General features: G+C 72.2%; 28 protein-coding genes. 16 read left to right on the forward strand and 12 right to left on the reverse strand.

Translation table 11 applies throughout. The features are described 5' to 3' along the window. Nucleotides 1–10 precede the first annotated feature (10 nt). The 3 genes from ELQ40_RS16110 to allB are packed head-to-tail and all read right to left on the reverse strand — an operon-like array spanning nt 11 to nt 4,121. A complete protein-coding gene (locus ELQ40_RS16110) occupies nt 11–1,624 on the reverse strand; it encodes an AtzH-like domain-containing protein (RefSeq protein ID WP_127794596.1) in 1,614 nt (537 codons plus the stop codon). After that, complete coding sequence (locus ELQ40_RS16115) at nt 1,621–2,748, reverse strand: acetamidase/formamidase family protein (protein WP_127794597.1); 1,128 nt, start codon at nt 2,746–2,748, stop codon at nt 1,621–1,623. Before ELQ40_RS16115 ends, ELQ40_RS16110 begins: the two co-directional genes overlap by 4 nt. Further along, complete coding sequence (gene allB / locus ELQ40_RS16120) at nt 2,745–4,121, reverse strand: allantoinase AllB (protein WP_127794598.1); 1,377 nt, start codon at nt 4,119–4,121, stop codon at nt 2,745–2,747. Before allB ends, ELQ40_RS16115 begins: the two co-directional genes overlap by 4 nt. 151 nt (nt 4,122–4,272) lie before the next feature. On the opposite strand from allB, the gene ELQ40_RS16125 reads away from it, so the two are divergent. Beyond that, on the forward strand, nt 4,273–4,521 hold the full coding sequence (locus ELQ40_RS16125) for a type II toxin-antitoxin system Phd/YefM family antitoxin (protein WP_127794599.1): 249 nt from the start codon (nt 4,273–4,275) through the stop codon (nt 4,519–4,521). Next, a complete protein-coding gene (locus tag ELQ40_RS16130; RefSeq protein ID WP_127794600.1) occupies nt 4,518–4,775 on the forward strand; it encodes a type II toxin-antitoxin system RelE/ParE family toxin in 258 nt (85 codons plus the stop codon). The genes ELQ40_RS16125 and ELQ40_RS16130 overlap by 4 nt, the downstream gene beginning before the upstream one ends. 24 nt (nt 4,776–4,799) lie before the next feature. On the opposite strand, the gene ELQ40_RS16135 is transcribed toward ELQ40_RS16130, so the two are convergent. After that, nucleotides 4,800–5,888, reverse strand: a complete 1,089-nt coding sequence (locus ELQ40_RS16135) for a hypothetical protein (protein WP_127794601.1) — start codon at nt 5,886–5,888, stop codon at nt 4,800–4,802. 17 nt (nt 5,889–5,905) lie between these two features. Beyond that, complete coding sequence (locus ELQ40_RS16140) at nt 5,906–6,520, reverse strand: helix-turn-helix domain-containing protein (RefSeq protein ID WP_127794602.1); 615 nt, start codon at nt 6,518–6,520, stop codon at nt 5,906–5,908. Nucleotides 6,521–6,725: 205 nt separating this feature from the next. Between ELQ40_RS16140 and ELQ40_RS16145 the strand changes: the two genes are divergently transcribed. From ELQ40_RS16145 to pucL, 6 genes are all read left to right on the forward strand, one after another. After that, complete coding sequence (locus ELQ40_RS16145) at nt 6,726–7,685, forward strand: ABC transporter substrate-binding protein (RefSeq protein WP_127794603.1); 960 nt, start codon at nt 6,726–6,728, stop codon at nt 7,683–7,685. An 80-nt stretch (nt 7,686–7,765) separates the two neighbouring features. After that, nucleotides 7,766–8,659 carry an ABC transporter permease gene (locus ELQ40_RS16150; protein ID WP_205649361.1) on the forward strand — a complete coding sequence of 298 codons (894 nt, stop codon included), beginning with the start codon at nt 7,766–7,768 and terminating at the stop codon, nt 8,657–8,659. Nucleotides 8,660–8,676: 17 nt separating this feature from the next. Next, a complete protein-coding gene (locus tag ELQ40_RS16155) occupies nt 8,677–9,459 on the forward strand; it encodes an ABC transporter ATP-binding protein (RefSeq protein WP_127794604.1) in 783 nt (260 codons plus the stop codon). Nucleotides 9,460–9,481: 22 nt separating this feature from the next. Beyond that, nucleotides 9,482–10,006 carry a 2-oxo-4-hydroxy-4-carboxy-5-ureidoimidazoline decarboxylase gene (gene uraD, locus ELQ40_RS16160; protein WP_127794605.1) on the forward strand — a complete coding sequence of 175 codons (525 nt, stop codon included), beginning with the start codon at nt 9,482–9,484 and terminating at the stop codon, nt 10,004–10,006. Further along, on the forward strand, nt 10,003–10,350 hold the full coding sequence (uraH, locus tag ELQ40_RS16165) for a hydroxyisourate hydrolase (protein ID WP_127794606.1): 348 nt from the start codon (nt 10,003–10,005) through the stop codon (nt 10,348–10,350). Before uraD ends, uraH begins: the two co-directional genes overlap by 4 nt. Before the next feature lie 3 nt (nt 10,351–10,353). Then, nucleotides 10,354–11,265 (forward strand): factor-independent urate hydroxylase, encoded by a 912-nt coding sequence (pucL, locus tag ELQ40_RS16170; protein WP_127794607.1) that lies wholly within the window; start codon nt 10,354–10,356, stop codon nt 11,263–11,265. Between the two features lie 61 nt (nt 11,266–11,326). Here the strand turns inward: pucL and ELQ40_RS16175 are convergent, their stop codons facing one another. The 3 genes from ELQ40_RS16175 to ELQ40_RS16185 all read right to left on the reverse strand — a co-directional run bounded on the left by ELQ40_RS16175 (nt 11,327) and on the right by ELQ40_RS16185 (nt 13,086). After that, nucleotides 11,327–11,896 (reverse strand): hypothetical protein, encoded by a 570-nt coding sequence (locus ELQ40_RS16175; RefSeq protein WP_127794608.1) that lies wholly within the window; start codon nt 11,894–11,896, stop codon nt 11,327–11,329. 12 nt (nt 11,897–11,908) lie between these two features. Then, nucleotides 11,909–12,325, reverse strand: a complete 417-nt coding sequence (locus ELQ40_RS16180; protein ID WP_127794609.1) for a DUF4383 domain-containing protein — start codon at nt 12,323–12,325, stop codon at nt 11,909–11,911. 95 nt (nt 12,326–12,420) lie between these two features. Continuing rightward, entirely contained in the window at nt 12,421–13,086 is a 666-nt protein-coding gene (locus tag ELQ40_RS16185; protein ID WP_127794610.1) for a fasciclin domain-containing protein, read from the reverse strand. Nucleotides 13,087–13,234: 148 nt separating this feature from the next. Between ELQ40_RS16185 and ELQ40_RS16190 the strand changes: the two genes are divergently transcribed. From ELQ40_RS16190 to ELQ40_RS16200, 3 genes are all read left to right on the forward strand, one after another. Then, the gene (locus tag ELQ40_RS16190) at nt 13,235–14,971 is read left to right on the forward strand and encodes a cytochrome c biogenesis protein DipZ (RefSeq protein ID WP_370296449.1); all 1,737 of its coding nucleotides are present in this window, start codon (nt 13,235–13,237) and stop codon (nt 14,969–14,971) included. A gap of 65 nt (nt 14,972–15,036) precedes the next feature. Continuing rightward, nucleotides 15,037–15,642: an ECF RNA polymerase sigma factor SigK gene (gene sigK, locus ELQ40_RS16195; protein WP_127794612.1), complete on the forward strand. Its 606-nt coding sequence runs from the start codon at nt 15,037–15,039 to the stop codon at nt 15,640–15,642. Continuing rightward, nucleotides 15,639–16,466 (forward strand): anti-sigma factor domain-containing protein, encoded by an 828-nt coding sequence (locus tag ELQ40_RS16200; RefSeq protein WP_127794613.1) that lies wholly within the window; start codon nt 15,639–15,641, stop codon nt 16,464–16,466. Before sigK ends, ELQ40_RS16200 begins: the two co-directional genes overlap by 4 nt. A 73-nt stretch (nt 16,467–16,539) precedes the next feature. Here ELQ40_RS16200 and ELQ40_RS16205 read toward each other — a convergent pair whose 3' ends face one another. After that, nucleotides 16,540–16,968, reverse strand: coding sequence for a cupin domain-containing protein (locus ELQ40_RS16205; RefSeq protein ID WP_127794614.1), 429 nt, complete (start codon nt 16,966–16,968; stop codon nt 16,540–16,542). Between the two features lie 170 nt (nt 16,969–17,138). Here ELQ40_RS16205 and ELQ40_RS16210 point away from each other — a divergent pair, with 170 nt between their 5' ends. Next, nucleotides 17,139–17,741, forward strand: a complete 603-nt coding sequence (locus ELQ40_RS16210; protein WP_127794615.1) for an antibiotic biosynthesis monooxygenase — start codon at nt 17,139–17,141, stop codon at nt 17,739–17,741. A 38-nt stretch (nt 17,742–17,779) separates the two neighbouring features. Here the strand turns inward: ELQ40_RS16210 and ELQ40_RS16215 are convergent, their stop codons facing one another. Further along, the gene (locus ELQ40_RS16215) at nt 17,780–18,448 is read right to left on the reverse strand and encodes a DedA family protein (protein WP_127794616.1); all 669 of its coding nucleotides are present in this window, start codon (nt 18,446–18,448) and stop codon (nt 17,780–17,782) included. A gap of 149 nt (nt 18,449–18,597) precedes the next feature. Then, entirely contained in the window at nt 18,598–19,383 is a 786-nt protein-coding gene (locus tag ELQ40_RS16220) for an IclR family transcriptional regulator (RefSeq protein WP_127794617.1), read from the reverse strand. A gap of 105 nt (nt 19,384–19,488) precedes the next feature. On the opposite strand from ELQ40_RS16220, the gene hutH reads away from it, so the two are divergent. The 4 genes from hutH to hutI all read left to right on the forward strand — a co-directional run bounded on the left by hutH (nt 19,489) and on the right by hutI (nt 25,673). Further along, a complete protein-coding gene (gene hutH / locus ELQ40_RS16225; protein WP_127794618.1) occupies nt 19,489–21,075 on the forward strand; it encodes a histidine ammonia-lyase in 1,587 nt (528 codons plus the stop codon). Between the two features lie 596 nt (nt 21,076–21,671). Continuing rightward, on the forward strand, nt 21,672–22,667 hold the full coding sequence (locus tag ELQ40_RS16235) for a M23 family metallopeptidase (protein WP_127794620.1): 996 nt from the start codon (nt 21,672–21,674) through the stop codon (nt 22,665–22,667). An 88-nt stretch (nt 22,668–22,755) separates the two neighbouring features. Beyond that, on the forward strand, nt 22,756–24,456 hold the full coding sequence (gene hutU / locus ELQ40_RS16240; RefSeq protein WP_127794621.1) for a urocanate hydratase: 1,701 nt from the start codon (nt 22,756–22,758) through the stop codon (nt 24,454–24,456). Beyond that, on the forward strand, nt 24,453–25,673 hold the full coding sequence (gene hutI, locus ELQ40_RS16245) for an imidazolonepropionase (protein ID WP_240665836.1): 1,221 nt from the start codon (nt 24,453–24,455) through the stop codon (nt 25,671–25,673). The genes hutU and hutI overlap by 4 nt, the downstream gene beginning before the upstream one ends. Here the strand turns inward: hutI and ELQ40_RS16250 are convergent. Continuing rightward, nucleotides 25,654–26,445, reverse strand: coding sequence for a VOC family protein (locus ELQ40_RS16250; RefSeq protein WP_164863673.1), 792 nt, complete (start codon nt 26,443–26,445; stop codon nt 25,654–25,656). The genes hutI and ELQ40_RS16250 overlap by 20 nt on opposite strands. Between the last annotated feature and the right edge of the window lie 7 nt (nt 26,446–26,452).

Raw genomic sequence — 26,452 nt, forward strand, 5'->3', positions numbered from 1 at the left:
ATCGAGACGCTCACGGGGCATCCATCGGCGACGCGACGGCTGCGAGCCGGCGGGCGGTGCGCACGAGCGCGCGGTCGCTGCCGGGGGCGCCGATGAGGCTCACCCCCACGGGCGCTGCGCCGAGGGGCGAGTCGACCGTGAGCAGCGGGATGGAGATCGCGGGCAGCCCGGCGACCGATGCGGGGGTCGTGAGACGCAGGGTGTCGCTGCGGATCCTGTCGGCCTGTCCGGCGTCGACCGCTGCGCCGACCACCGTGCGCGCGGGTGCGGGCCCGGGCACCGTGGGCAGGATCAGCACGGCGTCGCGCACGAGGTGATGCAGGCGCTCGCGGAGTGCCGCGAGGTCGTCGCGCGCGGCGGCCTCGGCCTCGGCGGTGACCTCGGATGCCGCGGCGAACCGGGCCGCGACCGCATCGCCCAGTGCGGCCGGGTGCGCGGTCACCCACGCGCCATGGCTGCGCCACGCCTCGCCGCCCTGCACGGTGCGGAACGGCACCGCGTACTCGTCGAGTTCGCCGATCGCGACGCGTCCGAGGCGGGGACCGTCGTCGGATGCCGCGAGCCGGACGAGCAGCGCCTCGAACGCCCGGGCGGTCTCGGGCTCGGTGGCGGCGAGGGCCTCGTCGGCGACGAGCAGTCGCCACGGCAGGTCGCCGACGGGCCCCTCGTCGAGCGCCGTGTCGAGCACCGTGTCGAGCACCGCGTCGACGACACGCTGCAGCGTCTCAGCGTCGCGCGTGAGGTAGCCGACGGCGTCGAAGGACGGTGCGAGGGGCAGCATCCCGTCGCGCGGCACCAGCCCGTGCGTCGTGCGGATGCCCCACAGCCCCTGGTACGACGCGGGCACGCGGACCGAGCCCGCGGTGTCGGTGGCGAGCCCGATGTCGGCCTGGCCGGTCGCGACCGCCGACCCCGGTCCGCTCGACGAGCCTCCGGGGAGTGCGCCGGGCAGCGCGCCGTTCGGCGGGGTTCCGGTGTGCACGTTGTCGCCGGCGATGGAGTAGGCGAACTCGTCGGTGCGGGCGATGCCGCGGACCACGGCGCCGGCGCGCCGGAGTGCGCCGACCGCGGCTGCGTCGGCGCCTTCGGGGCGTGCCTCGGCGAGGAAGGCCGGGTTTCCGGCGCCGATCGGGTGGCCGGCGACCGCGAAGACGTCCTTGACCGCGACGGCGAGCCCGGCGATCGCGCCGCCCGACTCCGCATCTGCGGGAGCCAGCGGGTCGCCCACCACCCGCCAGATCGTCCGGTCGAAGGCCTGCGGCCTCGGTGTCACGTGCGCGGCGGTGATGCGCCATCCGTCGTCGTGTCGCTCCCACACCTGCGTCTGCAGTCCGGTGCCGCCGTCGTGGAACCGCGACACCGAGACGAGCAGCGCGATGCCGTCGGCGAGCGGGCGGTATTCGATCCGCTCGATCGATCTTGAAGGCACCCCGCCGCGCAGGCTGCGGAACGCGTGGATCGCGTCGTGTCCGACGAGCAGGCCGGCGCCGTCGCCGCGCATCGTGCGGTCGCCGGGCGCGAACGCGGCATCCAGCGCGTCGAGGTCGTTCGAGAGGATCGCCCGCTCGTACCGGTCGAACGCCGTGAACAGGTCGGCGGGGATGTCGTCGGGGAACCCGGTCATGCGCGGACCCCTTGCGCGCGGCCGACCGCCTCGTCTGCGATGCCGACGGCGGCGAAGTCGGCCAGCCGGATGCGCGCGTGCACCCCGCACACGAGGTCGACGACCTGCGAGATGTCGAAGTCGGTCGCGGCCGACAGGTAGGCGTAGGCCAGGTGCTCCGCCATGCCGTAGCGCGCGCCGAGCAGGTCGATGGCGGCACGAACGCACCGGCGCATCGCCTCGCCGAGGTCGGGGTCGAGCCCCGTCGGCACGAGGTAGTCGGGCGTGCGCACGAGGGGCCCCGCGAGATCGCCGAACGCGGCGAGCGCCTGCTCGCGCGGAACGACGTCGAACCGCAGCGTCGCCCGCAGCGACGCCTCGAGCGCGGTGAGTGCGACCTCGCCGTCGCCCTGCGCGAAGTGGGGGTCGCCGACGTAGGCCAGCGCCCCGTCGACCTGCACCGGCAGGTAGAGCACGGCACCCTCGACGAGCAGCTTGATGTCGACGTTGCCGCCGTGCGCGCCCGGCGGCACCGAGTGCGGGCGTACGTCGCCAGCGACGGCGACGCCCATCGTGCCGAGGAACGGGGCGAGCGGGAACTCGATGACGCGGTCGCCGCCCTCGACGAGCGGCAGCACCCCGACGAGCCCGCCGTCGCGCACCTCGACTGGGCTGAACACGCTCACGTTGTGCTCGCCGCGCGGCAGTTCGCCGACGAGCGCGCCCTTGCCGTGCCGGTTCGAGATGACGCCGTACGGCACACGCGGAACGAGCCGTTCGACGGTGATCTTCAACAGGTCGCCCGGGCGCGCACCCGCGACGCGGATCGGTCCGGTGACGACATGCGGTCCGTCGGCGAGCGGGTCGCGTGAGCGTTCAGCGGCGATGGTGATGGCGTCCTCGAGCACGTCGCCGGCCGCCACGCCCTGCGCGCCGAACCAGGCGAGCGGGTCCTTGCCCTGGTCTTCGAGGATGCCCTCGTGGCTCACCGTGTCGATCGTGACCGTCTGCCCGGGTGCGATGTCGAGCACCGGGGCATCCGCTTCGCACGGAAGCCGGCCCCACATGATCGTGTCGGGCCGAGCGGGTAGGTAGTGGTCGCCGGGCCGGTCGCCGCGCCCGGGCTGGAGGATCTCGACGGTCATGCGCCGGCCTCCCCTGCGTGGAGCAGGCGGCCGCGCGGCCCGGCACTCGACGCAGCGGCAACCGACGCTGCCTCGTCGACGTCGAACACCGGTCGACCGCGCAGCCAGGTGCGCCGGATGCGACCGGTGAGCTCGCGGCCGTCGTACGCGCTGATGGGGTTGCGGTGGTGCAGTTCCGCGGCGTGCACGGCATACGAGTCTTCAGGTCCGAAGACGGCGAGGTGCGCGGGCGCCCCCGTTTCGATGACACCCAGCCCGGTCAGGCCTGCGACCGCCGCCGGCCCGGTCGTGAACAGCGGCACGAGCGTCTCCAGTCGGATGCCCCGCGCCAGCGCCTCGGTCCACACCGCGGCGAACCCGACCTGGAGCCCCGAGATGCCGCCCCAGGCGAGTCCGAAGTCGCCGTCGCCGGCGTGCTTGAGGTCGGCGGTCGACGGCGAGTGGTCGCTGACGATCGCGTCGATGGTGCCCTCGAGCACGCCCTCCCACAGCAGGTCCTGGTGGGCGCGCTCGCGGATCGGCGGGCAGCACTTGAACTCGCTCGCGCCGTCGGGGATCTCGTCGGCCGTGATGGTCAGGTAATGCGGGCAGGTCTCGACGGTGAGGTGCACGCCGTCGGCCTTCGCGGCGCGGATCGCGGGCAGCGCGGCACCGTCGCCGAGGTGCACGATGTGCGCCCGCGCGCCGCTGCGCCGCGCGGCTGCGATGACGGCGTCGATGGCGGATGCCTCGCTCTCGGGCGGCCGCGACGCGAGGAAGCCGGCGTAGCCGCGCCCGAGCGGGCCCTCGCCGGTGAGCAGGTCGGGATCTTCGGCGTGCACGATGAGCCGCGAGCCGAGGGCCGCGATCTCGTGCATCGCGGCGTCGAGCTGCTCCCGGTCGAGGTGGCCGAACTCAGCGACGCCGCTCGGCGAGAGGAAGCACTTGAATCCGACGACGCCTGCGTCGTGCAGCGGCCCGAGGCGGCCCAGGTTGTCGGCCACCGCACCGCCCCAGAACGCGACGTCCACCCGAGCGGATGCCTCGGCCGCCGCGCGCTTGATGCGCAGCGCCTCGGCCGTGGTCGTCGGGGGGATCGAGTTCAGCGGCATGTCGACGATCGTCGTGACCCCGCCGGCGGCCGCCGCTCGCGTGGCCGAGGCGAACCCCTCCCATTCGGTGCGGCCGGGTTCGTTGACGTGCACGTGCGAGTCGACGAGGCCGGGCAGGAGCACCGCGTCCTCAGGAACGACGACCTCGGTCGCGCCTGGCACCGCGTTGTCGATCCCGAGCACCTGTGCGATGCGTCCGTCGTCGACGACGACCGCCGCCGGCCGGAACCGCCCGTCGACGAACGCGCGGGCGGCCCGGAAGACGGTACGGCTGGAGGTCATGCCGTGAAGCTATTGCTTAACGTGCGCCGCGGGGTTTCCCGGAGGTAACACTCGTGTGACGCAGCGCTTGGGCGGCGGGTTCGCGCAGGATCCGGAGACCTGACGCGCTCGCATCATGTACACACGATCATTCCAAATGTACAATTGCAGCATGTCCAACGTCAGCGTCGCGGATGCCCGTAGCCACCTGTCCGACGTGATCGCCCGCGCCCAGCGGGAGGCCGTCATCATCGAGCGGCGCGGACGGCCCGCTGCCGTCGTGGTGAGCCACGAGCGGTACGAGCGCATGCTCGAGGCGCTCGAAGACGCCGAGGATGCCGCCGCGTTCGATGCGGCGATGGCCGAAGAGGGCGAGAACGTTCCGTGGGACCAGGTCAAGAAGGACCTGGGCTGGGAGTGAGCTATCGGATCGAACTCCGACCCGCCGCCATCCGAGCGCTCAAGCGCATCGACCATCAGGACCGTGATCGCATCCGCGGTGCGATCGCGCTGCTCGGTCAGGATCCCCGGCCGCCGGGGGCGAAGGCGCTCCAGGGACGTGACGGCCTCAGGGTCCGCGTCGGCGACTACCGGATCATCTACACGGTCCAGGACGACGTCCTCCTGGTGGTCGTGGTGACACTCGGGCATCGCCGCGACGTCTACGACCGCTGACAGGCTGAGCCGTGACTCGTCGCATCAAGGAGCCGCGTTCGCGACCCGCATCCGGTCGAGCTGAGCGGCAAGCTCCTCGACCTCAGCAGCGGGTAACGAGAACACGCCCATGAATCCCCCACCGACGGGTTGAAACTCGATCGATTTCGTGTCGCGCAGACTCACCCTGAGTCCCAACCCGGTCGAACTCTCCGACCGGACCCGGCCGACCTGCACGCCGGAAACCAGGTGCCAACTGATTGTGGCCATGCAGCTCGGCTCGCGCGCCGGGCCGTCCCAGATCGACAGCCCGTCCGCGCCCAGGACGACGCTGAATTCGTGGGAGAGACGAACCGGGCCGTCACCGACAGTCGAGGCGAGTACTTCATTCGACCGTGCTGTACGGTTCGACGCGAACACCACGGCCGCACTATCACCGACGATCTGCGCAACGGTCCGATCCCGACCGCGACCGATGAGACGCAGGCCCGCACCACCGAGCCACACCGCCGCGAAGACCGCAGGCGTTCCGAGAGCGAGGACGAGCCCGAACTGTACTGAGATCGTCGTTGCCATCCGGACACCAACGGCCGATGCAACGAATACGACGACGAGAATGAGCACCCCTGGCATGAATCGTCTGCGATACACGCCCCGCGCCGGCACGAGGTGACCCTTGATCTGCCAACGAGATTCGCCCGGGGTCCGTCGAAGGCCGAATTTTCCCCGAGTCTGATCGAAGCGCCGAGGGCTTCCGGCGCTGGAATTGGGGTGAGGATCGCGCGACGCCGCGATTTCAGCGATGCGCTCCCCCTCGTCCAAAGGCGCTGGTTCGAACGGCCTCGATGCGGCCGAGGCGCGCAACGGATCGAGTTGGGCGCTTCGCGCGCGCCAGTCGCGCACGAACCCCCTCGTGAGGAACGCGAGGACGACCGAGGACACGAGTGCCGCACTCCCAGCACCGAACACGTAGACAGCGGCGGGGATGTCCGTGCCTGCCATTCGGCTATCCTCAGCCTCCGGCAACTGCTCGAGCAACTGTCCATCCACCGTCACGAACGAGCCGATTGCCACGAAGATGAGCATGCAGACTCCGGTGAAGACGGCAATGAGTTCGAGAATACGTCGCGTCATTCGCCCACCCGCCGCCCTCACGACCCACTGACCGTCAGCCAGATCGCGACCGCGACCTCGCCGGTGTCGTTGACGACGCGGTGCGGTCTGGTGGCTGCGAACGAGAGCGAGTCCCCTGGCCCGAGCCGCACCGAGCCGTCCTCGAACTGGAAGACGAGTTCGCCGAGCACGACCCGCCCGCTCTCGTAGCCGGCGTGCACGAGCATCGCGCCGTCGGCGCTCGACGACGAGCCGGGAGGATACGTCGACTCGAACCAGTCGACGCCGGCCGGCGTCGCGGGGGCGAGCCGGCGATAGGTGACGCCGCCGCCCAGGTGTGCGGCCGTGTCGTCTCCGGAGCCGATCGACACCAGCACGCCGGGCAGCGGTTCGCCGGCGCGGTCGCCCTGCTCCTCGCCGAGTGGGGGCGCGAACACGTCGAGATCGCCGAAGATCGCCGACACCGGCACGCCGAGCACGCCGACGAGTTCGATGAGGCGGTTGACCGAGGGCTGCATGGCGCCCGTCTCGATCTGCGACAGCGCACTCGACGAGATGCCCATCTCCCGTGCGACGGACGCGAGCGACCGGCCGGTCGCGGTGCGGATGCGCCGCAGGCGGGCGCCGATCTGCGCCGTCGATGCTTCGGGCATCCGTGCTCCGTTCTCGTGGTCGTCGTCATCGTAGAGGCCGCAGGGCCGGCCGGCGCAAGGGACCGCCGTGCCCGCATCGGCCTTAAGCGATGACTTAACGGAGCCGTTACACGGCGGTCACACCCACGGTGCGCACCGGTCATTGAATGACAGGAGTCCCACCCGTCCCCCCGACCCGGACCACCTTCCTGGAGCGAACACGCACATGCCTTCACGCCCGCACCGCCTCATCGCCACCGCCGCCCTCCTCGCGGCATCCGCCCTCGCCCTCGCGGGCTGCGCGGGCTCGCCCGAGCCGGCCCCGGCCGCCGAGGGCGAGACGGTCACCGTCAAGATCGGCACCCTGCGCGGCCAGCCGCATTTCTACCAGCCGTTCCTCTACGCCGACCACGCCGTCGACGGCGTGGAGTTCGAGGTCGTCACGCTCGACACCACCCCCGCTCTGTCGGACGCCCTCACCTCGGGCTCGATCGACTTCGCGATCTCCGGGGTCACGCCGTCGATCGCCTCGATCGCGCAGGACCGCGATCTGAAGGTCGTCGCCAGCGCGGCCGACGGCGGATCCGGCTTCATCGGCAACGGCGAGTCCTCGCTCGAGGAACTCACCGGCCAGAAGATCGGGATCATCCAGGGCTCCGCCCAGGAGGTCGCGCTGCGACTGCTCATCGAGGATGCCGGGCTCCAGCCCGAGGACTTCGAGCTCACGGCCATCCCCGTCCCCGAGATGGCGACGGCGTTCGCGGCGGGCGACATCGCGGCCTTCATGGGGGTCGAGATCGGCGTCTCGATCGCGAAGGGCAACGGCGGTGAGGAGGTCGTCGACCCGTACTCGACGCCGATCGGCAAGGTCAACATCGGCCTCATCACGACGGGCGCGTACATCGAGGAGCACCCCGACGTGGTGCAGAAGGTCGTCGACACGCACGCCGCGACCACCGAGTACATGGCCGACAACATCGACGAGTGGCTCCCCGGCATGGTCGAGGAGTTCGGCGGCGACCAGTCCGTGTTCGAGTCGGCGCTCGAGAACTTCTGGCTGCGGTCCGACCTCTCCGACGAGTACGTCGGCCAGCTCGAGGCCCTCGCCGAGGCCATGGCCTCGATCGGCCTGATCGACGAGGCGCCGACCGCGGACGACATCGTCGACACCTCGTTCGCATCCTGACCTCGGCGGCGCCCGGCACTCGCCGGGCGCCGCCCCAGCCCTCTGCAGGGGGCGAGCACCTTCCCGAAAGCGAGGACCGCGTGGCCGAGACCACGACCGAGGATGCGACCGCGCAGCGCGCGGCCCGCCCATCCGACACCACGCGCCCACCCCGGCGCAGCGCAGCGCGACCGACCCGATGGCGCCGGTTCCTGCTGGCCCTCCCCGTGCCGATCCTGTTCCTCATCGTGTGGCAGATCGGCCGCGAGCAGGCGTGGGAACTCCCCGTCGTCGGCATCCGCATGGGCTACCTGCCCGCGCCCGGCGACGTCGTCGTCTCGCTCTGGGACTACGCGTTCGGCGGACTCCGCGACGACGCGTCCTCAGGCGACCTCTGGGTGAACCTCGGTGCTTCGAGTCTGCGGATCCTCGTCGGCTTCGCGATCGCCTGCGGCATCGGGATTCCGTTGGGCATCGTCATGGGCCGCTCGTACACGATGGATTCCCTGTTCGACCCCTTCATCAACCTCTTCCGTCCGATCCCGGCGACGGCGTGGGTGCCGTTGGTGGGCCTGCTCATCGGTTGGGGCGACCAGGCGACGATCTTCCTCATCGCCCTCTCCGCGTTCTTCCCGATCGTGCTCGGCGCGATCAGCGGCGCGAAAGAGGTGCCGCAACGGCTCGTCGAGGCCGGGCAGATGCTCGGCGCCAGACGCTGGGAGATCCTGACGCAGGTCGTCGTGCCGGCGTCCGCGCCGGCCGTGATGAACGGCCTCCGCGTCGGACTCGGCATCGCCTGGGTCGTGCTCGTGCTCGGCGAGTCCGTCGGGGTCAGCGTCGGCCTCGGCTCGTCGATCATCCTCGCCCGCGACGTCGTCCGCACCGACATGGTCGTGGTCGGCATGATCGTGATCGGCGCCGCCGGATTCCTCTCCGACCGGCTGCTCGTCGGCGCATTCCGGCTGTTCACCCGCGGCCGCCCGCTCATCAAGTGAATCGACCGGAGCATCCGATGAATCACCAGCATTCCGCCGCTGTCCGCCTCGAGGCGCTCGGCAAGCGATACGGCGACGACGACACCGGGGTGCTGGCGGTCGCCGACGTCGACCTCGCGATCGCACCCGGCGAGTTCGTCGCGATCGTGGGCGCCTCGGGGTGCGGCAAGAGCACCGTGCTGCGCATCCTCGCCGGCTTCGAGACGGCCACCGAGGGCGCCGTCGAGGTCGGCGGCGCACCCGTCACCGCGCCCGGGCCCGACCGTGGCGTCGTGTTCCAGGACTACGGGCTGTTCCCGTGGTTGACCGTGCGCGAGAACGTCGCGTACGGCCCTCGCCGGCGCCGCGTCCCCGGGGCGCGCGTGCGAAAGCTCGCCGACCGCTTCATCGAGGCCGTCGGCCTGAGCCGCTTCGCCGACCGGTACCCCGGCGCGCTCTCGGGCGGCATGCAACAGCGCGTCGCGATCGCCCGCGTGCTCGCGAACGAACCGCGGGTGCTGCTGATGGACGAGCCGTTCGGCGCGCTCGACGCGCTCACCCGCTCCGACCTGCAGGCCGAGCTCAAGCGCATCCACGTCGAGACCGGCACGACGGTCGTGTTCGTCACGCACTCGATCGAGGAGGCCGTGTTCCTCGCCGACCGGGTCGTCGTCATGACGGGCGGCGCGGCGCACGGGGAACCGGGCCGCATCAGCCGGATCGTCGAGATCGACCTGCCCGAGCCGCGCGACCTCACGAGCGCCGCGTTCAACGAGCACAAGCGGGAGATCTCCGACCTCGTGCACGCCGGACAGCGGTAGCGTCGCCATGGAGAGGAGCCGCATGCGCATCGATGAGTTCAACGCCCTCGACGCCGACGCCGCCCGCGCGACCGCGTCCGTGTGGGCGGCGATCCCCGCCTGGGCCGACGAGCTCGAGGCCGGCCGCCCGTACCCGTCGGTCGATGCGCTCGCGGCGGCCGCCGCCGACCTCGCCGCCGTCTGGTCGCGCATCGACCTGGATGCCGCGCTGGCGCACCACCCGCGCATCGGCGAGCGCGCCCCCGGCACCGGCGCCGAGGCATCCGCCTCGCGTCGTGAGCAGTCGTCGATGTCGACGGCGACGGTCGACGTCGCCGAGCGGATCGCCGACGGCAATCGCCGGTACGAGGAGCGGTTCGGGCGCGTGTTCCTGATCCGTGCCGCCGGGCGTTCGCCCGAGGAGATGCTGGCCGAGCTCGAACGCCGGCTCGACAACGACGACGCCGAAGAGGCCCGCGAGGCGACCGGGCAGCTCGCCGAGATCGCGCTGCTCAGGCTGCGATCGACCGTCACCGGCCCCGACGAGCCCGCATCGGAGGAACGATGACCCACCTGACGACCCACATCCTGGATGCCGCGACCGGCGACCCGGCCGCCGGCGTCGCGGTCTCGCTCGCGCACTGGAAGCCTGGCCTGCACAAGTCGGCGATCGCCGAGGGCGTCACCGACGCCGACGGGCGGCTCGCGATCGGCCCCGACCTGCTCGACGCGGGCGACTACACCCTCACGTTCCAGACCGGCCAGTACTTCGCCGCGCGCGGCGTCCCGTCGTTCCACCCGTTCGTCACCGTGACCTTCAGCGTCGAGGTCGCGGACGACGGCACCTCCAGGCACTACCACGTGCCGCTGCTGCTGAGCCCGTTCGCCTATTCCACCTACCGAGGGAGCTGACCTGTGGCCGCTGTCCGCCTGGGTGCCAACAAGTACGGCAAGGCCGAGAACCGCATCGTGCGGATCGTCCGCGACACCGCACGGCACGAGATCGTCGACCTGAACGTCACGAGCCAGCTGCGCGGCGCCGCGCTCGAGGATTCCTACCTGACGGGCGACAACTCGCTCGTCATCGCGACCGATACGCAGAAGAACACGGCGTTCGCGTTCGCGAAGGAGCACGGCATCCCCTCGCCCGAGGAGTTCCTGCTGAAGCTCGGCGCGCACTTCGTCGACGGGTACGAGTGGATCGACGGCGGCCTCTGGCAGGCGGAACAATACGAGTGGGAGCGCATCACGGTCGACGGCCGCCCGCACGACCACTCGTTCGTGCGGTCGGGTCGCGCGACGCGGCTCGCGGCGGTGCAGCGGGTCGGCGGGAAGGTGCACGTGACCGGCGGCGTGAAGGACCTCGTCGTGCTGAAGTCGACGGGCTCGGAGTTCTCCGGCTTCCACCGCGACCGGTACACGACGCTGGCCGAGGCATCCGATCGCATCATGGCGACCTCGGTCACGGGTCGTTGGCGTTTCCTTCCCGAGGCGGTCGAGGCGGGGATCGACTACAACGGCCTCTACGCCGACGTGCTCGACGTGCTGCTCGCGACGTTCGCGTCGGTGCACTCGCTCGCCCTCCAGCAGACCCTCTTCGCGATGGGCGAGGCCGCGATCGACGCTCGACCCGAGCTCGCCGAGGTGCGCTTCGCCATGCCGAACAAGCACCACTTCACGGTCGACCTCTCGCCGTTCGGACTCGACAACCCGAACGAGGTGTTCATCGCGGCCGACCGCCCGTACGGACTCATCGAGGGCACCGTCATCCGTGAGGGCGTCGACGCGGCGCCCGACGCCTGGCTCGACCTGCCGGGCTTCGTCTGAAGCATCCGCCGGTTCCTTCCCCATGCAACGGGAAGGCGGCGCGGCGCGGCGCGCCCGATCCTCAGTGGGCGTGGCCGCCGACGCCGTCGGGGATGCCGTGGAGTTCGCCGTGCGGCACGGCGGAACCGCCGGCCTCGGTGCCGGCGAGCGCCGGCGTCGCCAGGGCGGCGACGAGTGCGGCCCCGACGGCCATGCCGACGAGCGACGTGCCGACGGGTTCGGACGGGCGGCCGTGCTGGCGACCGCGCCCGACCGATCCGCGCTGTCCGCGGCGCAGCGCGAGGGCCGCACCGATCCCGACGACCAGCAGCAGGGCGTCAGCAGCCAGCAGCGGCAGGGCCGCGAGGTCCAACTCCGCGGCGAGGCCGTTCGAGAGGAGCACCGCGGTGAGCAGCAGCACCCCGACGACGGCACCGAGCGTCGCCGTCGGGGCCGGGATCGCTCCCGCCCGAAGGGCGAGGACACCCCAGCCGAGTGCGGTCAGACCGCACCCGGCCAGGGTGACCGACGTCGCGATCCCCCTGATCGCGCCGTCGAGTGCACCGGCGCCGACCGCGACCAGCACGAGCCCGGCGCCGAGGGCGGCGAGCATCGGCCAGCTTCGGGTGAGGGTCGGCAGCAGTGCGCGCACGGTTTCGGCTCCCTATGCCGTGACCGCGCGGGTCCGGCCAGCACCGCGTTCGACGCCGACGCCGACGCCGAGCAGCACCAGGGCGCTCGCGAGGTGCAGGATGTGGTCCGCCGTGTTCAGCGCGAGGATGTTCGCGGCGGTTCCGGCGAGGAAGAAGCCGACGATGCCGAGCAGCAGGTACGCGGCGCCGACGACGGTGTTGACCGTCTTCGCTGCGGTCGCGCTGACGAGCCCGGCGATGAGCAGGGCCGCGCCGATGAGCAGGTGCGCGATGTTGTGCAGCGGGTTCACCTGGAAGATGCCGAGCAGCAGGCCGCCCTCGGTGGCGATGAAGCCGACGCCGCCGGTGACGGCGAAGCCGAGCAGTCCGACGAGCAGGTAGACGGCGCCGAACACCGTGGCGACGATCCGGTTCGGTGAGTTGCGCATGAGTTCCTCCTTGGGTTGCGGCTGTGACGCTGGATCGGTGCTGCGACCGCCGCACGATGCGGCGGTCGCAGCGGATTCGGATGGGCGAGGCCCGGTCACATGGTCGGCATCAGCACCGTGTCGATCAGGTAGACGGTGGCGTTCGCCGTCTGCACGCCACCGCAGATGACCGCGGCGTCGTTGACCATGAGTTCGTCGCCGGAGCCGGTGACCTCGACCGTGCCGCCCTGCACCGTGCTCTGCGTGCCCACGACCTCGTCGGGGGTGAGCTGACCGGGAACCACGTGGTACGTGAGGATCGCGGTGAGCGTGTCGGTGTCGGTCTTCAGCGACTCGATGGTGGCCGGGTCGATCTTCGCGAACGCGTCGTCGACCGGTGCGAAGACGGTGAACTCGTCGCCGTTGAGCGTGTCGACCAGGTTCACGTCGGGGTTCAGCTGCCCGGAGACCGCCGAGACCAGGGTGGTCAGGAGCGGGTTGTTGGATGCCGCGACGGCCACGGGGTCCTGCGACATGCCGACCACCGAGCCAGGCCCGTCGGGCACCTCCTCGGCGTAGGCCGCGCAGCCGGGACCGACGAGGTTCGCGGCCGGGTCCATCTCCATCGCCTCTTCGCTGGGAGCGGCCTCTTCGGACATGGCGGGCTCGTCGGACTCGGTGGACGTGCTGCCGCCCATCGAACAGCCGGCGAGGCCGAGTGCCGCGACCGCCGTGATCGAGAACACGGCCAACGCGGTGCGGGTGCTGCGGATCGATCGCATGGGATCTCCTCCTTGTTCGTCTGACGACTCGAAGGCGGGCCGTCACGAGGGATTCGGAGACCTCACGGAGACGGATTGGAGGAATCGCGATCCAATCGGATCGGGCCTCGGCTCCGAATCACGGATGACTCCCGAAACGAGGTATCCCGTGCTCGTACTCGCATTGATCGGCCTGGCCGGCGGCCTGATCACCGGCATCTCGCCGTGCATCCTGCCCGTCCTCCCGGTGATCCTGCTGTCCGGCGGAGCCGAGGGGGCCCGCCGCGACGACGCCGACGCCACCCGGCAGCCGTCACGCTGGCGCCCCTATCTCGTGATCGCCGGCCTCGTGGTGAGCTTCAGCCTCGTCACGCTCGTCGGCTCGGTGCTGCTCGGCCTCCTCGGCCTCCCGCAGGACGTGCTGCGCTGGACGGGTCTCGTCGTGCTGGCCCTCATCGGCATCGGCCTCATCGTGCCGCGGTTCGAGGAGCTGCTCGAGAAGCCGTTCGCGTGGATCCCGCGGAAGGCGGTCGGCACCGATCGCGGCGGGTTCGGCCTCGGCCTCGCGCTCGGGGCCGTGTACGTGCCGTGCGCGGGACCCGTGCTCGCGGCGATCACGGTCGCCGGGTCGACCGGGCGCATCGGCCTCGAGACCGTGGTGCTGACCCTCTCGTTCGCGATCGGCACGGCCGCGCCGCTGCTCTTCTTCGCGCTCGCGGGCCGAGGCATGGCCGAGCGGCTGTCGACGTTCCGCCGCCACCAGCGGGGCATCCGCATCACCGGCGGCGTCGTCATGATCGCGCTCGCGGTCGGGCTCGCGTTCAACCTGCCGCAGGCGCTCCAGCGGCTCGTGCCCGATTACACGGCCGACCTGCAGCGTCAGCTCGCGCAGTCCGACGAGGTGACCGAGGCGCTCGACCTCGGCGGACTCGTCACCGACGAGAACCGCGAACTCTCGAACTGCACCAACGGGGCGTCGGAGCTCGAGTCGTGCGGCACGGCGCCGTCGATCCGGGGCATCCAGCAGTGGTTCAACACCGACGGCGGCGCGGGCGTCGACCTGGAGGACCTGCGCGGCCGGGTCGTACTGGTCGACTTCTGGGCGTACTCGTGCATCAACTGCCAGCGGTCGATCCCGCACGTCGTCGCGTGGGACGAGGCGTACCGCGACGCCGGACTCTCGGTCGTCGGCATCCACTCGCCCGAGTACGCGTTCGAGAAGGAGCCGCGCAACGTGCAGGCGGGCATCGCCGACTTCGGCATCGAGTACCCCGTGGCGCTCGACAACACGCTCTCGACGTGGACGAACTACCGCAATCGGTACTGGCCGGCGCACTACCTCATCGACGCCGAGGGCACGGTGCGGCAGGTGTCGTTCGGCGAGGGGCACTACGAGGCGACCGAGGGGCTCATCCGGGAACTCCTGGCGGATGCCTCCCCGGGCGCCGAGCTGCCCGAGCCGACCGAGGTCGCCGACGACACTCCGTCGGCCGGCTCGACGACGCCCGAGACGTACCTCGGCACGACCAAGCAGGTGAACTTCGCCGGCGACGAGCCGTACCGGAGGTCGACCACGTCGTTCGCCCTGCCCGACGACCAGCCGCGCGACAGCTTCGCGCTCGACGGCGACTGGGAGCTCGGCACCCAGTCGATCTCGCCCGCCGCCGACTCCGGCTCCGGCTCCGACGCCGCGAGCGTGCGGCTGTCGTACACGGCCAGCGAGGTACGCATCGTCCTCGGCGGCGAGGGCACCGTCGTCGTGCGCGACGGCGACCGCACCGAGCGCATCGAGGTGGCCGGAGCGCCGAGATCCCACCTCCTCCGGAAGTCGGATGCCTCGACGACCGGCGTCCTCGACGTCGAGCTCCCCGCGGGCGTCGACGCCTACTCCTTCACGTTCGGATGACCGATGTTCGACTACCACACAGCCGTGCCGCCCGCGAGGGGCGGGGCACCCGAACGCCCTCTGCCATGCTTGTCCGCGTGGCGGACACCGGCGAAACGACGGCGGCCGGCGGCGTCGAGCCGCCGAGCCCAACGCTCGGCGACCTGCTGCGCGCGACCGCGACCGGCGACCGCGATGCCTTCAGCAGGCTCTACGACGCCACCGCTCCTCGCGTGTTCGGCCTCGTCCGGCGGCTCCTCGTCGACGCCGCTCAGGCGGAGGAGGTGACGCAGGAGGTGTATCTCGAGTCTTGGCAGACCGCCGCGCGGTTCGACCCGGCGAAGGGCGACGCGATGGCGTGGCTCCTCACCCTCGCGCATCGCCGCGCGGTCGACCGCGTGCGCGCCGCGCAGGCGTCGCACGACCGCGACCTCCGGGTCGGCGCCCGCGACCTGGACGTCCCGGTCGACGAGGTCGCCGAGATCGTCGAGACCCGCGTCGAGCACGAACGCGTCACCACGGCGCTCGGCGCGCTCAGCGACGCGCAGCGCGAGGCGCTCGCGCTCGCCTACTACGAGGGCTGCACGCAGTCGGAGATCGCCGCGAGGCTGGACGTTCCGCTCGGAACCGTGAAGACCCGATTGCGTGATGGGATGATCCGATTGCGAGAAGTGCTGGGGGTGACGACATGACCGGGCCGGATGCCTCCTCCCCGCGCGTCCCCGACGACCTGCGCGACCTCGTGCCCGCATACGCGCTCGGGGCGCTCGACGAGTTCGACCGCGCCCGATTCGAGCGCGCCCTCGCGACCGCGCCCGAACTCCAGGAGGAGGTCGACGCATTCCGCGCTGCGGCGACCGAGGCCCTCGGCGGCACGGTTGCGCCCGTCGAGCCGCCGCCGAGCCTGAAGGCAGGAATCTTCGATCGGCTCGACGGGATCGAGCAGGAGCCGAGCGCCCCGGCGCCGGCCACGGTGCCGGTCGCACCGGCGGAGCCCGCCGCGCGCACCGCACCCGCCGAACCTCCCGCGCCGGTCGTCCCCGACGAGCTCGCCGAGCGTCGGCGCCGGCGCGGGCGTCTCGGGGTGCTGCTCGCGGGCGCCGCCGCGGTCGTGCTGATCGTGGGCACCGCGATCGTCGGCGTCAACTGGGGCGGCCCGAACGGCTGGGGCGCGCAGCGCGACATGGCGTCGCTCGCCGAGGCATCCGACGCGCAGCAGACGACCGCCCAGGTGACCGGCGGCGGCGAGGTGACCCTCGTCTCCTCGGCCGAGCAGGGACGCAGCGCGATCATCGCCGAGGGGCTCGAGGACGTCGGCGAGGGCCGCACGTACGAGCTCTGGTACATCGGCGAGGACTCCGTGGTCTCGGCGGGCACCTTCGACGTGCGCAACGGCGAGACGTGGCGGATCCTCGACGGCGCGTTCGAACCGGGCGTCGCCGTCGGCATCACCGTCGAACCCGCCGGCGGCTCCCCCGAGCCGACGACCGAGCCGATCGCGGTGCTGGCGACCTGATCGGGCCCGGGCCGATCACCGGCCCGAACCGGTCACCGGTCACCCGTCCGAAACGGTCACCGGCCGGGCACGGTCACCACGGCATCGGCCGGTCGAGGCCGCGCTCGGAGTCGTCGGGAAGGTGGGGCAGTTCGCTCCCGCCGGCGCGGATGCACAGCCACCGCAGCTCGCCCGACTGCTCGGGTGGGCACCGCCAGGTGCGCCAGGCGCCCTGCCCGACACGGACCACCGTGCCCGGGCCGACGTCGAGCACGTCGTCGTCGACCGCGAACTGCCCGTGGCCCTCGAGGAACACGTAGAGCTCCTCGACCCTCGAGTGACGGTGCCAGTATCCGGCCTCCTCGCCCGGCGCCATCGCGTTCGCGGTCATGCCGATGAACTGCATCGTGAGCTCGTGATCGACGACGCGGCGCCCGTCGCGCGAGGAGTCCGGGCGGAATCCGCCGTAGTGCGAGCGCCAGTCGTCGAGCGCGCCGATCTGCGAGACCTCGTAAGCAACCATCCCGCCACCCTACGAGGCGGCACGCTCGTGAGGCAGCAGCTCGAAACGACCTCGCAACATCGCCCGCCTACACTTGACCGCCGGAGGGGCTCGCGGAACACCGCGGGCACCTCTGCCATCACCCTCCGTTCCCGCACCACCCCCGCGGGCACCCGAGAAGGCGCTCCCCCATGACTGCGAACCAGCCCATCACCGTGTCGATCCGTCGAGAGGTCGACCCCTCGCGTATCTCCGAGGCGACCGTGTGGGTGCAGACCGGCGTCAACCTCGCCAACAAGTACCCCGGGTTCCTCGGGTCGGGCTGGGTGCGCGCGGGCGACGACTCGACGGTCTGGCACATGCTGTACCGCTTCGCCGACGAGGCGACCCTCGACGCGTGGGAGCGGTCGAACGAGCGCACCTGGTGGCTCTCGATGGGCGAGGGGTTCGTCCGCAGCGAACGCAGCCGCCGCCGCACCGGCATCGAGGGCTGGTTCGACGAGCCGCCGACGGGCTCGATCTCGGCGATCGATCCGGATGCCGGGGCATCCGCCTCGTCGGTCGACCTGCCCGCCGCACCCCCGCGCTGGAAGCAGGCGACGACGATCTGGCTCGGGTTCTTCCCCGTGAACCTCGCGTTCAGCTACCTGCTGTCGCCGGTGCCCGGCTGGAACGACCTGCCGCTGTGGCTGCGCGTGCTGGCGACGACGCTCGTGCTCACGCCGATCATGGCGTACTGGGTGCTGCCGTTCGTGACGCGCGCGCTGCGCCGCTGGCTGGCGCCGCGGCGCTGAGCGCGCGGCCCGGGCGAACGGCGACGACGCGCTCCGCGCTACTCCGCTGCGTCGGCGACGTCGTCGCGCCCGAACCGGCGCGCCTCGCGGATGCGACGGAACACGAGCACCGCGAGGGCGATCGCGATCGCGCTGTAGACGAGGTAGTCGAGGTACTGCAGGTACTCCTCGAGCAGCGCGTGCTGGGTGCCGAGCGCGGCCCCCACGCCGATGAGCAGCGTGTTCCACAGGCCGGACCCGATGGCGGTGAACACGACGAACGAGCCCAGCGGCATCCGGTCGGCGCCGGCCGGCAGCGAGATCAGGCTGCGCACGCCCGGGATCATGCGGCCGAACAGCACGGATGCGCGACCGTGCCGGTGGAACCATTCCGCACCGCGCTCGAGGTCGGTGCGGCTCACCAGTCGCGTCCACGCGATCCATCGGATCGCGCGTTCGAGGCCGATCGCCGCCCCCAGCGCGTACAGCACGAGCGCGCCGACGACGGATGCCACGGTCGACCACACGATCAGCCACACGAGGTTCAGGTCGCCCGCCTGGCTGAGGTACCCCGCGAACGGCAGGATCACCTCGCTCGGGATCGGCGGCAGCAGCACCTCGAGGAACACCAGCACGCCGACGCCCACGTCGCCGAGTGCGTTGAGCACGTCGGCGGCGAAGCCTGTGAGTCCGGTGAAGCCGTGGTCGGCGGTGGCAAGCGTGGTCATGTCGTCGTCTCGGCTCTCGGCGCTCGGCGCCCGCGCTCGTGGGCGGGTCGGGGTCGGGTGTCGGGATCGCCGGTCCGGCGATGATCGTGCTCGGCGTCACGCTAGCGACGCGAGGTGAACGGAAGCTGGGTGTGCGGTTCGGTCGCGCGTCAGCGGTGCGCGCCGATGCGGCGCGAGAGCGTCCGCGCCGCATCCCGGACCGCTTCGCCGATCTCACGCGCCCGGTCGGCATCGGCCGGTTCGGCGAACGTCACCGCGATCGCCGCCGCCGGCCAGCCGACGTGGTCGAGCACGACGGCCCCGACCGATGCCAGCCCCGGTGTGACCTCGCCGTGCTCGCCGGCCACGCCGTCGTGTCGCACGCGCTCGAGCACGCGCTTGAGTCGCCCGTACGTCCAGTCCGGGGCATCCGCTTCGGGTGCGCCCTGCCGAGCCGCGAACGCCGTGCGGTCCGGGTACAGCGCCCGCAGCTGCGCGGGCGGCAGCACGGCGAGCATCGCACGTCCGGTCGCGGTGAGGTGCGCGGGCAGGCGCACGCCGACGTCGGTGACGAGCGACGGGCGCCGCGGTGCGCGCTCCTCGACGAGGTAGAGCACGTCGCGTCCGTGCAGCACCGCGAGGTGACCGGACTCGCCGACCCGGTCGACGAGCGCCGCGACGAGCGGGCGGCCGAGGCGTGCGAGCGGCTGCTGCCTGCTGAATCCGCTCGACAGTTCGAACGCGGCGACGCCGAGACCGTACCGGCGCTCTTCGGGCAGGTGCACGACGAACCCGCGCTCCTGCATGACGGCGAGCAGGTGGTAGACGGTCGAGCGCGGCAGGTCGAGCGCCGCGGCGATCGTCGCGGCCGGCACCGGGCCGCGCTGCGTCGCGAGGTGGGCGAGGATCGCGAGCGTCTGGTCGGCGGCGGGCACCTTCGGCTTCTCGTGGGCCATCGCCGCCTCCCTTCGCGTCCGCATCGGCGCTGCCTGTCCGGTATCCCGGACGCCAGCCTACGCGCGGAGCCTGCGGCGAGCGCACGACCGGGATGGAATCGGATCATGAGCGCCACGACCGTCATCCCCGCCGTCGCCGAGGTCGTCATCGGCACGGGCCCGCTCACGATCGACGAGGTCGTCGCCGTCGCGAGGTACGGGGCATCCGTCACGCTCGATCCGGCGGCGCTCGACGAGGTCGCCGCGAGCCGCAGCATCATCGAGGCGCTCGCCGACGACCCCGAACCGCACTACGGCATCTCGACCGGATTCGGCGCGCTCGCGACCACGTTCATCGCCGAGGACCGTCGCGCACAGCTCCAGGCGAGCCTCGTCCGCTCGCACGCCGCGGGATCGGGCGCCGACGTGGAGGCCGAGGTCGTCCGCGCGCTCATGCTGCTGCGACTTTCGACCCTCATGACCGGCCGGACGGGCGTCCGCCGCGAGACGTGCGAGACCTACGAGGCGTTGCTGAACGCCGGGATCACGCCCATCGTGCGCGAGTACGGATCGCTCGGCTGCTCGGGCGACCTCGCACCCCTGGCGCACTGCGCGCTCGTCGCGATGGGCGAGGGCGAGGTCCGCGTGATCGACCGCGCCGACGTCGCCTCGCCCGGGACGACGACGGATGCCTCGTCGGCGCTCGCCGCCGCCGGCATCCCGCCGCTTCGCCTCGGCGAGAAGGAGGGTCTCGCGCTCATCAACGGCACCGACGGGATGCTCGGCATGCTCGCGCTCGCGATCCACGACCTGCGCCGACTGCTGACGACCGCCGACCTCGCCGCGGCGCTCAGCGTCGAGGGCCTGCTCGGCACCGACGCGGTGTTCGCAGCCGACCTGCACGTGCTGCGCCCGCAGCGCGGACAGGCGGTCTCGGCGGCGAACCTGCGCGCGCTGCTCGCGGACTCCCCCGTGATCGCGAGCCACCGCGGTCCCGAGTGCACGCGCGTGCAGGACGCCTACTCGCTGCGCTGCGCGCCGCAGGTGCACGGGGCAGCGAGGGACACGCTCGAGCACGCGGCATCCGTCGCCGAGGCGGAGCTCGCGAGCGCGATCGACAACCCCGTACTCACGCCCGACGGCCGCGTCGAGTCGAACGGCAACTTCCACGGCGCCCCCGTCGCGTACGTGCTCGACTTCCTCGCGATCGCGGTCGCCGACGTCGCCTCGATGAGCGAGCGGCGCACCGACCGGTTCCTCGACCCGGCGCGCAACCAGGGCCTGCCGCCGTTCCTCGCGCACGAGGTCGGCGTCGACTCCGGCCTCATGATCGCGCAGTACACGGCGGCCGGAATCGTGTCCGAGCTGAAGCGCCTCGCGGCACCCGCCTCGGTCGACTCGATCCCCTCGTCGGCGATGCAGGAGGACCACGTCTCGATGGGCTGGGCCGCCGCGCGCAAGCTGCGCCGCGCGATCGACGGCCTCGGGCGCGTCGTCGCGATCGAACTGCTCACCGCGTCGCGAGGCCTCGCACTGCGCGCGCCGCTCGCTCCGGCCCCCGCGACGGGGCGGGCCGCGACGATCGTGACGGATGCCTCGGGCGGCCCCGGACCCGACCGGTTCGTGGCCCCGGAGATCGAGGCCGTGGTCGACCTCGTCGCGGTCGGCGCCCTCGTCGCGGCGGCCGAGGAGGTCGCCGGACGACTCGGCTGAACGAGCCTGCCCCGTCGGCGGACCTTGACCCGAACGGGGGGCGAACATGCCCGATCGGGTGTTGTGCGCCGTCGGCGGCGGGTGCGAGACTGACGGTGTCGGCCTTCCGGCCGCACGAACGGAAGATCCATGGCGTCGAGCAGAGCATCGCGAGAGCACCGAGGACCGATCCGGGCAGCGCATGCCCGGCGGGCCACGCTCGCGGTGTGGGCAGCGGGCTCCGCCCTGGTCCTCGCCCTCGGCGGCGTCTCACCGGCGCAGGCGGAGGAACCGGTCGTCGCGGCGACCGAGGCCCCGCTCGCCACCGAGACCCCGACCCCGCCGTCGGATCCGCCCGCCGAGTCCGACCCGCCGGTCGATCCCACCGATCCCCCGGTCGATCCCACCGACCCGCCCGTGGATCCCACCGACCCGCCCGTGGATCCCACCGATCCTCCAGTCGATCCCACCGACCCGCCGGTCGATCCCACCGACCCGCCGGTCGATCCCACCGACCCGCCCCGACCGAGGAGCCCCCGCCTCCCACCGAGGCACCCGCACCTCCACCAGCGCCCGCCCCGATCGCGAGCGCTCCGCTCCTCGTCGGCGACGGACCGGTGCTGCGCTTCTCCACGCGCGCCACCGCCGACACGGGTGTGCTGGAGCTGCTCGCGGCCCGCGCGGTGATCGACGAGGCGACGACGACCCTGCGCACCGCCGAGATCACGCTCGCCGGTTCGAAGGCGGCTCGCGAGGTCGCCCGCACGGCTGCTGAACGCCTCGAGGACACGGCGGCGCTCGCGCGCCAGAAAGCCGACGAGGCGGCCGCGGTCTCGTTCTCGGCCGAGCGCAGCGCCGACGCGGCCGACGCGTCGTTGCTCGCCGCGGTCGGATCGGGCGGCGACCTGCTCGCCGGCCTCGGCGGCATGTCGCGCATGGCGAACCTCAACGGCGACCCGGCGAAGCTGATCGAACGCGCGAAGGAACTCGACGAGCGGGCCGACGATGCCGAGGAGGCCGCCGGCCTCGCCTGGGACGACGTCGACGCCGTACCGGTGGAGTCCGACCAGCAGGAGGTCCGTGCCGCAGAGGTCGCGATCACCCAGGCGCGAGCCGAACTCGACGGGGTCCAGACGCGCGTCGCCGCCCAGAGCGTCGAACTGGTCGCCATGCTGCCGGCCGATGCCGGTCAGCTCAGCGCGCAGGGCTGGGCCGTTCCGGTCACCGGTCGCCTGACCGACGGGTTCGGCCCGCGGCCCAGCCGGCCCGCCGGCGCCAACGAGTTCCACCGAGGCACCGACGTCGCCGCCGCGTGCGGCACGCCGGTCTTCGCAGCGACGGCCGGCGTGGTGGTCGAGGCACGCACCTTCGGCGGGTACGGCAACTGGGTGCTCATCGACCACGGCTCGGGCGTCTCGACCGGCTACGCCCACCTCCAGGACGGCGGCATCCTCGTCTCGCCGGGCGAGTTCGTCGAAGCCGGGAAGCTGATCGGCCTCGTCGGCTCGACCGGCGCATCGACCGGCTGCCACCTGCACTTCGAGGTCCGCCTGAACGGCGTCGCCGTCGACGCGCGGCCGTTCCTCGCCGGTCGCGGGATCGCACTCGGCTGACCTGCCGTAGCCCGGCTCGTCTGGGATCGCAGACACGCGGCGAGCGGCATCCGTTGTCGCGATCGACGCGCCGCGCGAGCATCGGACCATGACCGACGCACCCACGCGCTCCCGCACCGTCCGCGCCGCCCGCGGCACCGAACGCACCGCGAAGAGCTGGCAGACCGAGGCGGCGCTGCGCATGCTCATGAACAACCTCGATCCCGAGGTCGCCGAGCGTCCTGAGGACCTCGTCGTCTACGGCGGCACGGGCAAGGCTGCGCGCAACTGGGAGGCGTACGACGCGATCGTGCGCACCCTCGAGCGCCTCGAGGTCGACGAGACGCTGCTCGTGCAGTCGGGCAAGCCCGTGGGCGTGTTCCGCACGCACGAGTGGGCGCCGCGCGTGCTGATCGCGAACTCCAACCTCGTCGGGGACTGGGCGAACTGGCCCGAGTTCCGCCGCCTGGAGCATCTCGGCCTCACCATGTACGGGCAGATGACCGCCGGCTCCTGGATCTACATCGGCACGCAGGGCATCCTGCAGGGCACCTACGAGACGTTCGGCGCGGTCGCCCGGTCGTTGGCGGCGAAGCGCGGAGCCACCGAGTCGGATGCCGCCCACGCGACCCTCGCCGGCACCCTCACGCTCACCGCCGGCTGCGGCGGCATGGGCGGCGCGCAGCCGCTCGCGGTCACGATGAACGGGGGTGCGGTGCTCATCGTCGACGTCGACGAGACGCGCCTGCGCCGCCGCGTCGAGCACGGCTACCTCGACGAGGTCGCGCCATCGCTCGATGCCGCGCTCGATCGGGTGCTCGCCGCCAAGGAGGCCCGCGAGCCGCTCAGCGTCGGCGTGGTCGGCAACGCTGCGACGGTGTTCACCGACCTCCTCGAACGGCGCACCCCGATCGACATCGTGACCGACCAGACGAGCGCGCACGACCCGCTCTCGTACGTACCCGAGGGCGTCTCGGTCGCCGAGTGGCGCGAGCTCGCCGCACTCGACCCCGAGCAGTTCACGCGCATGGCCCGCGCGTCGATGGCCAAGCACGTCGAGGCGATGGTCGGATTCCAGGCCGACGGCGCCGAGGTGTTCGACTACGGCAACTCGATCCGCGCAGAGGCCAAGCTCGGCGGCTTCGAGCACGCGTTCGACTTCCCGGGATTCGTGCCGGCCTACATCCGCCCGCTGTTCGCCGAGGGGCGCGGGCCCTTCCGGTGGGCGGCACTGTCGGGCGACCCGGCCGACATCGCCGCCACCGATCGGGCGATCGTCGAACTCTTCCCCGAGAACCATCACCTCCGCCGTTGGATCGAGCAGGCCGGTGCGCAGGTGCACTTCGAGGGCCTGCCGGCGCGCATCTGCTGGCTCGGCTACCAGGAACGCCACCTCGCCGGGCTGAAGTTCAACGAGATGGTCGCTACCGGCGAACTGAGCGCCCCGATCGTGATCGGCCGCGACCACCTCGACGCAGGCTCGGTCGCGAGCCCCTACCGCGAGACCGAGGCGATGGCCGACGGCTCCGACGCGATCGCCGACTGGCCGCTCCTGAACGCCCTGCTCAACACCGCGTCCGGCGCGACCTGGGTGTCGATCCACCACGGCGGCGGTGTCGGCATCGGCCGGTCCATCCACGCCGGGCAGGTCGTGGTCGCCGACGGCACCGACCTCGCCGCGGAGAAGATCGCGCGCGTGCTCGTGAACGACCCCGGCACGGGCGTCATGCGGCATGTCGACGCCGGCTACGACCGGGCGGTCGACGTCGCGCGCGAGCGCGGCCTCGACGTGCCGATGCTCGGCGAATGAGCGGAACCGTGCGAGCCGATCGGATGCTGCTCACGGGCATCGGCGAGCTCGTCACCAACGACCCGGCACCCGGCCGCGACGGGGGTGCCCTCGGCATCATCCGGGACGCGGCGGTGCTCGTCGAGGGCGGACACGTCGCCTGCGTCGGGTCCGGAACGACGGGAGGCGACCTCGAGTTCAACGACCTCGAGATCGTCGACCTCGGCGGCCGGGCGGTGATCCCCGGCTTCGTCGACAGCCACACGCACCTCGTGTTCGGCGGCGACCGGGCCGACGAGTTCGCGGCGCGCATGGCCGGGCGGCCGTACGAGGCCGGAGGCATCCGCTCGACCGTCGCCGCGACGCGGGCGGCATCCGACCGCGAGCTCCGGGCCAGGCTCGCCGGGTTCGTCACCGAACTGCACGCGCAGGGCACCACGACCTTCGAGGTGAAGACCGGGTACGGCCTCTCGGTCGCCGACGAGGAACGGCTCGCGCGGCTCGCACACGAGGTCACCGACGAGGTCACGTTCCTCGGCGCGCACGTGGTTCCGGCGGAGTTCGCCGACACCGGCGCCGAGGCCTACGTCGACCTCGTCGTGGGCGACATGCTCGCCGCGTGCGCACCGCACGCGCGCTGGGTCGACGCGTTCTGCGAGCGCGGCGCATTCACGGTCGAGCAGTCCCGCCGGGTGCTCGAGGCGGGCCGGGCCGCAGGCCTCGGCATCCGCGTGCACGGCAACCAGCTCGGCGTGGGCGGCGGCGTGGCCCTCGCCGTCGAACTCGGTGCGGCATCCGTCGACCACTGCACCCACCTGACGGATGCCGACGTGGCCGCGCTCGCGGCATCCGACACGGTTGCGACGCTGCTGCCCGGCGTGGAGTTCTCGACCCGCCAGCCGTACCCCGACGCACGCCGACTGCTCGACGCCGGCGCGACCGTGGCGCTCGCGAGCGACTGCAACCCGGGGTCGAGCTTCACGAGCTCGATGCCGTTCTGCATCGCGGTCGCGGTGCGCGACATGGGCATGACGCCCGCCGAGGCGGTGTGGGCGGCGACGGCCGGCGGTGCCCGCGCGCTCCGGCGCGACGATGTCGGCGTGATCCGCCCGGGCGTGCGCGCCGACCTCGTCGAGCTCGCAGCGCCGAGCCACCTGCACCTCGCCTACCGGCCGGGCGTGCCGATCGTGCGGCGGGTCTGGAAGGACGGCGCGCTCGTCAGCCCTCCTGCGAGATGAACCGGAACGACGCGCCCGTCGCGTCGGTGACCCGCGCGATCCTGCCGTAGGGGCTGTCTTCCGGCGGCTCGGCCACAGCACCGCCGAGCCGCTCCACCACCCCGCACGCGACGTCGACGTCGGCCGTGCCGAAGTACAGTTCCCACGCCGACGGGCGGGTGCCGGCGCTCGCGTCGGAGACGTCCCAGATGCCTGCGAGATCCGCTCCGTCGGCCGTGGTCAGCAGGGTGTAGCGGAACTCCGGGGTGTCCGACATCACGCGCGGCGTCCAGCCCAGCACCCGTTCGGCGAACGCGACGTCGGCCTCGTAGTCGCGGGTGAGCAGTTCGAACCAGCTCGGCGCGCCCGGCGCCTCGAACCGTTCGATCCCGAACGGAGCAGATGCCTCGCCGGCGTCCCGTTCCCACACCCCGATGAGTGCGCCGCCCGGCCCGAACGCGCCGGCGAAGATGCCGATGCCGGGCACCCGGTCGGGCCCGAACGACATGCGGCCGCCGGCGCCCGGGACCGCCGCCGCCATCGCCTCGGCGTCCTCGGTGACGAGGTACAGGCCCCACCAGTCGGGGCCGGGCTCCTCCGCGTCCCGCGGCGACATCCCGCCGACTCGCCCGCCGTCGAGCGTCGCGACGGCGTACCCGCCGCCTTCGACGGGTTCGCTGTCGACGTGCCAGCCGAGCAGGCGGTCGTAGAACTCGATCGATCGATCGAGGTCGCTGGTGTTGAGGTTGATCCAGCACGGCGCACCCGGCACCCGCGTCGCGGACTTCGGCATCACGACC

The sequence above is a fragment of the Agromyces sp. LHK192 genome (genome assembly GCF_004006235.1).
Classification (GTDB): domain Bacteria; phylum Actinomycetota; class Actinomycetes; order Actinomycetales; family Microbacteriaceae; genus Agromyces.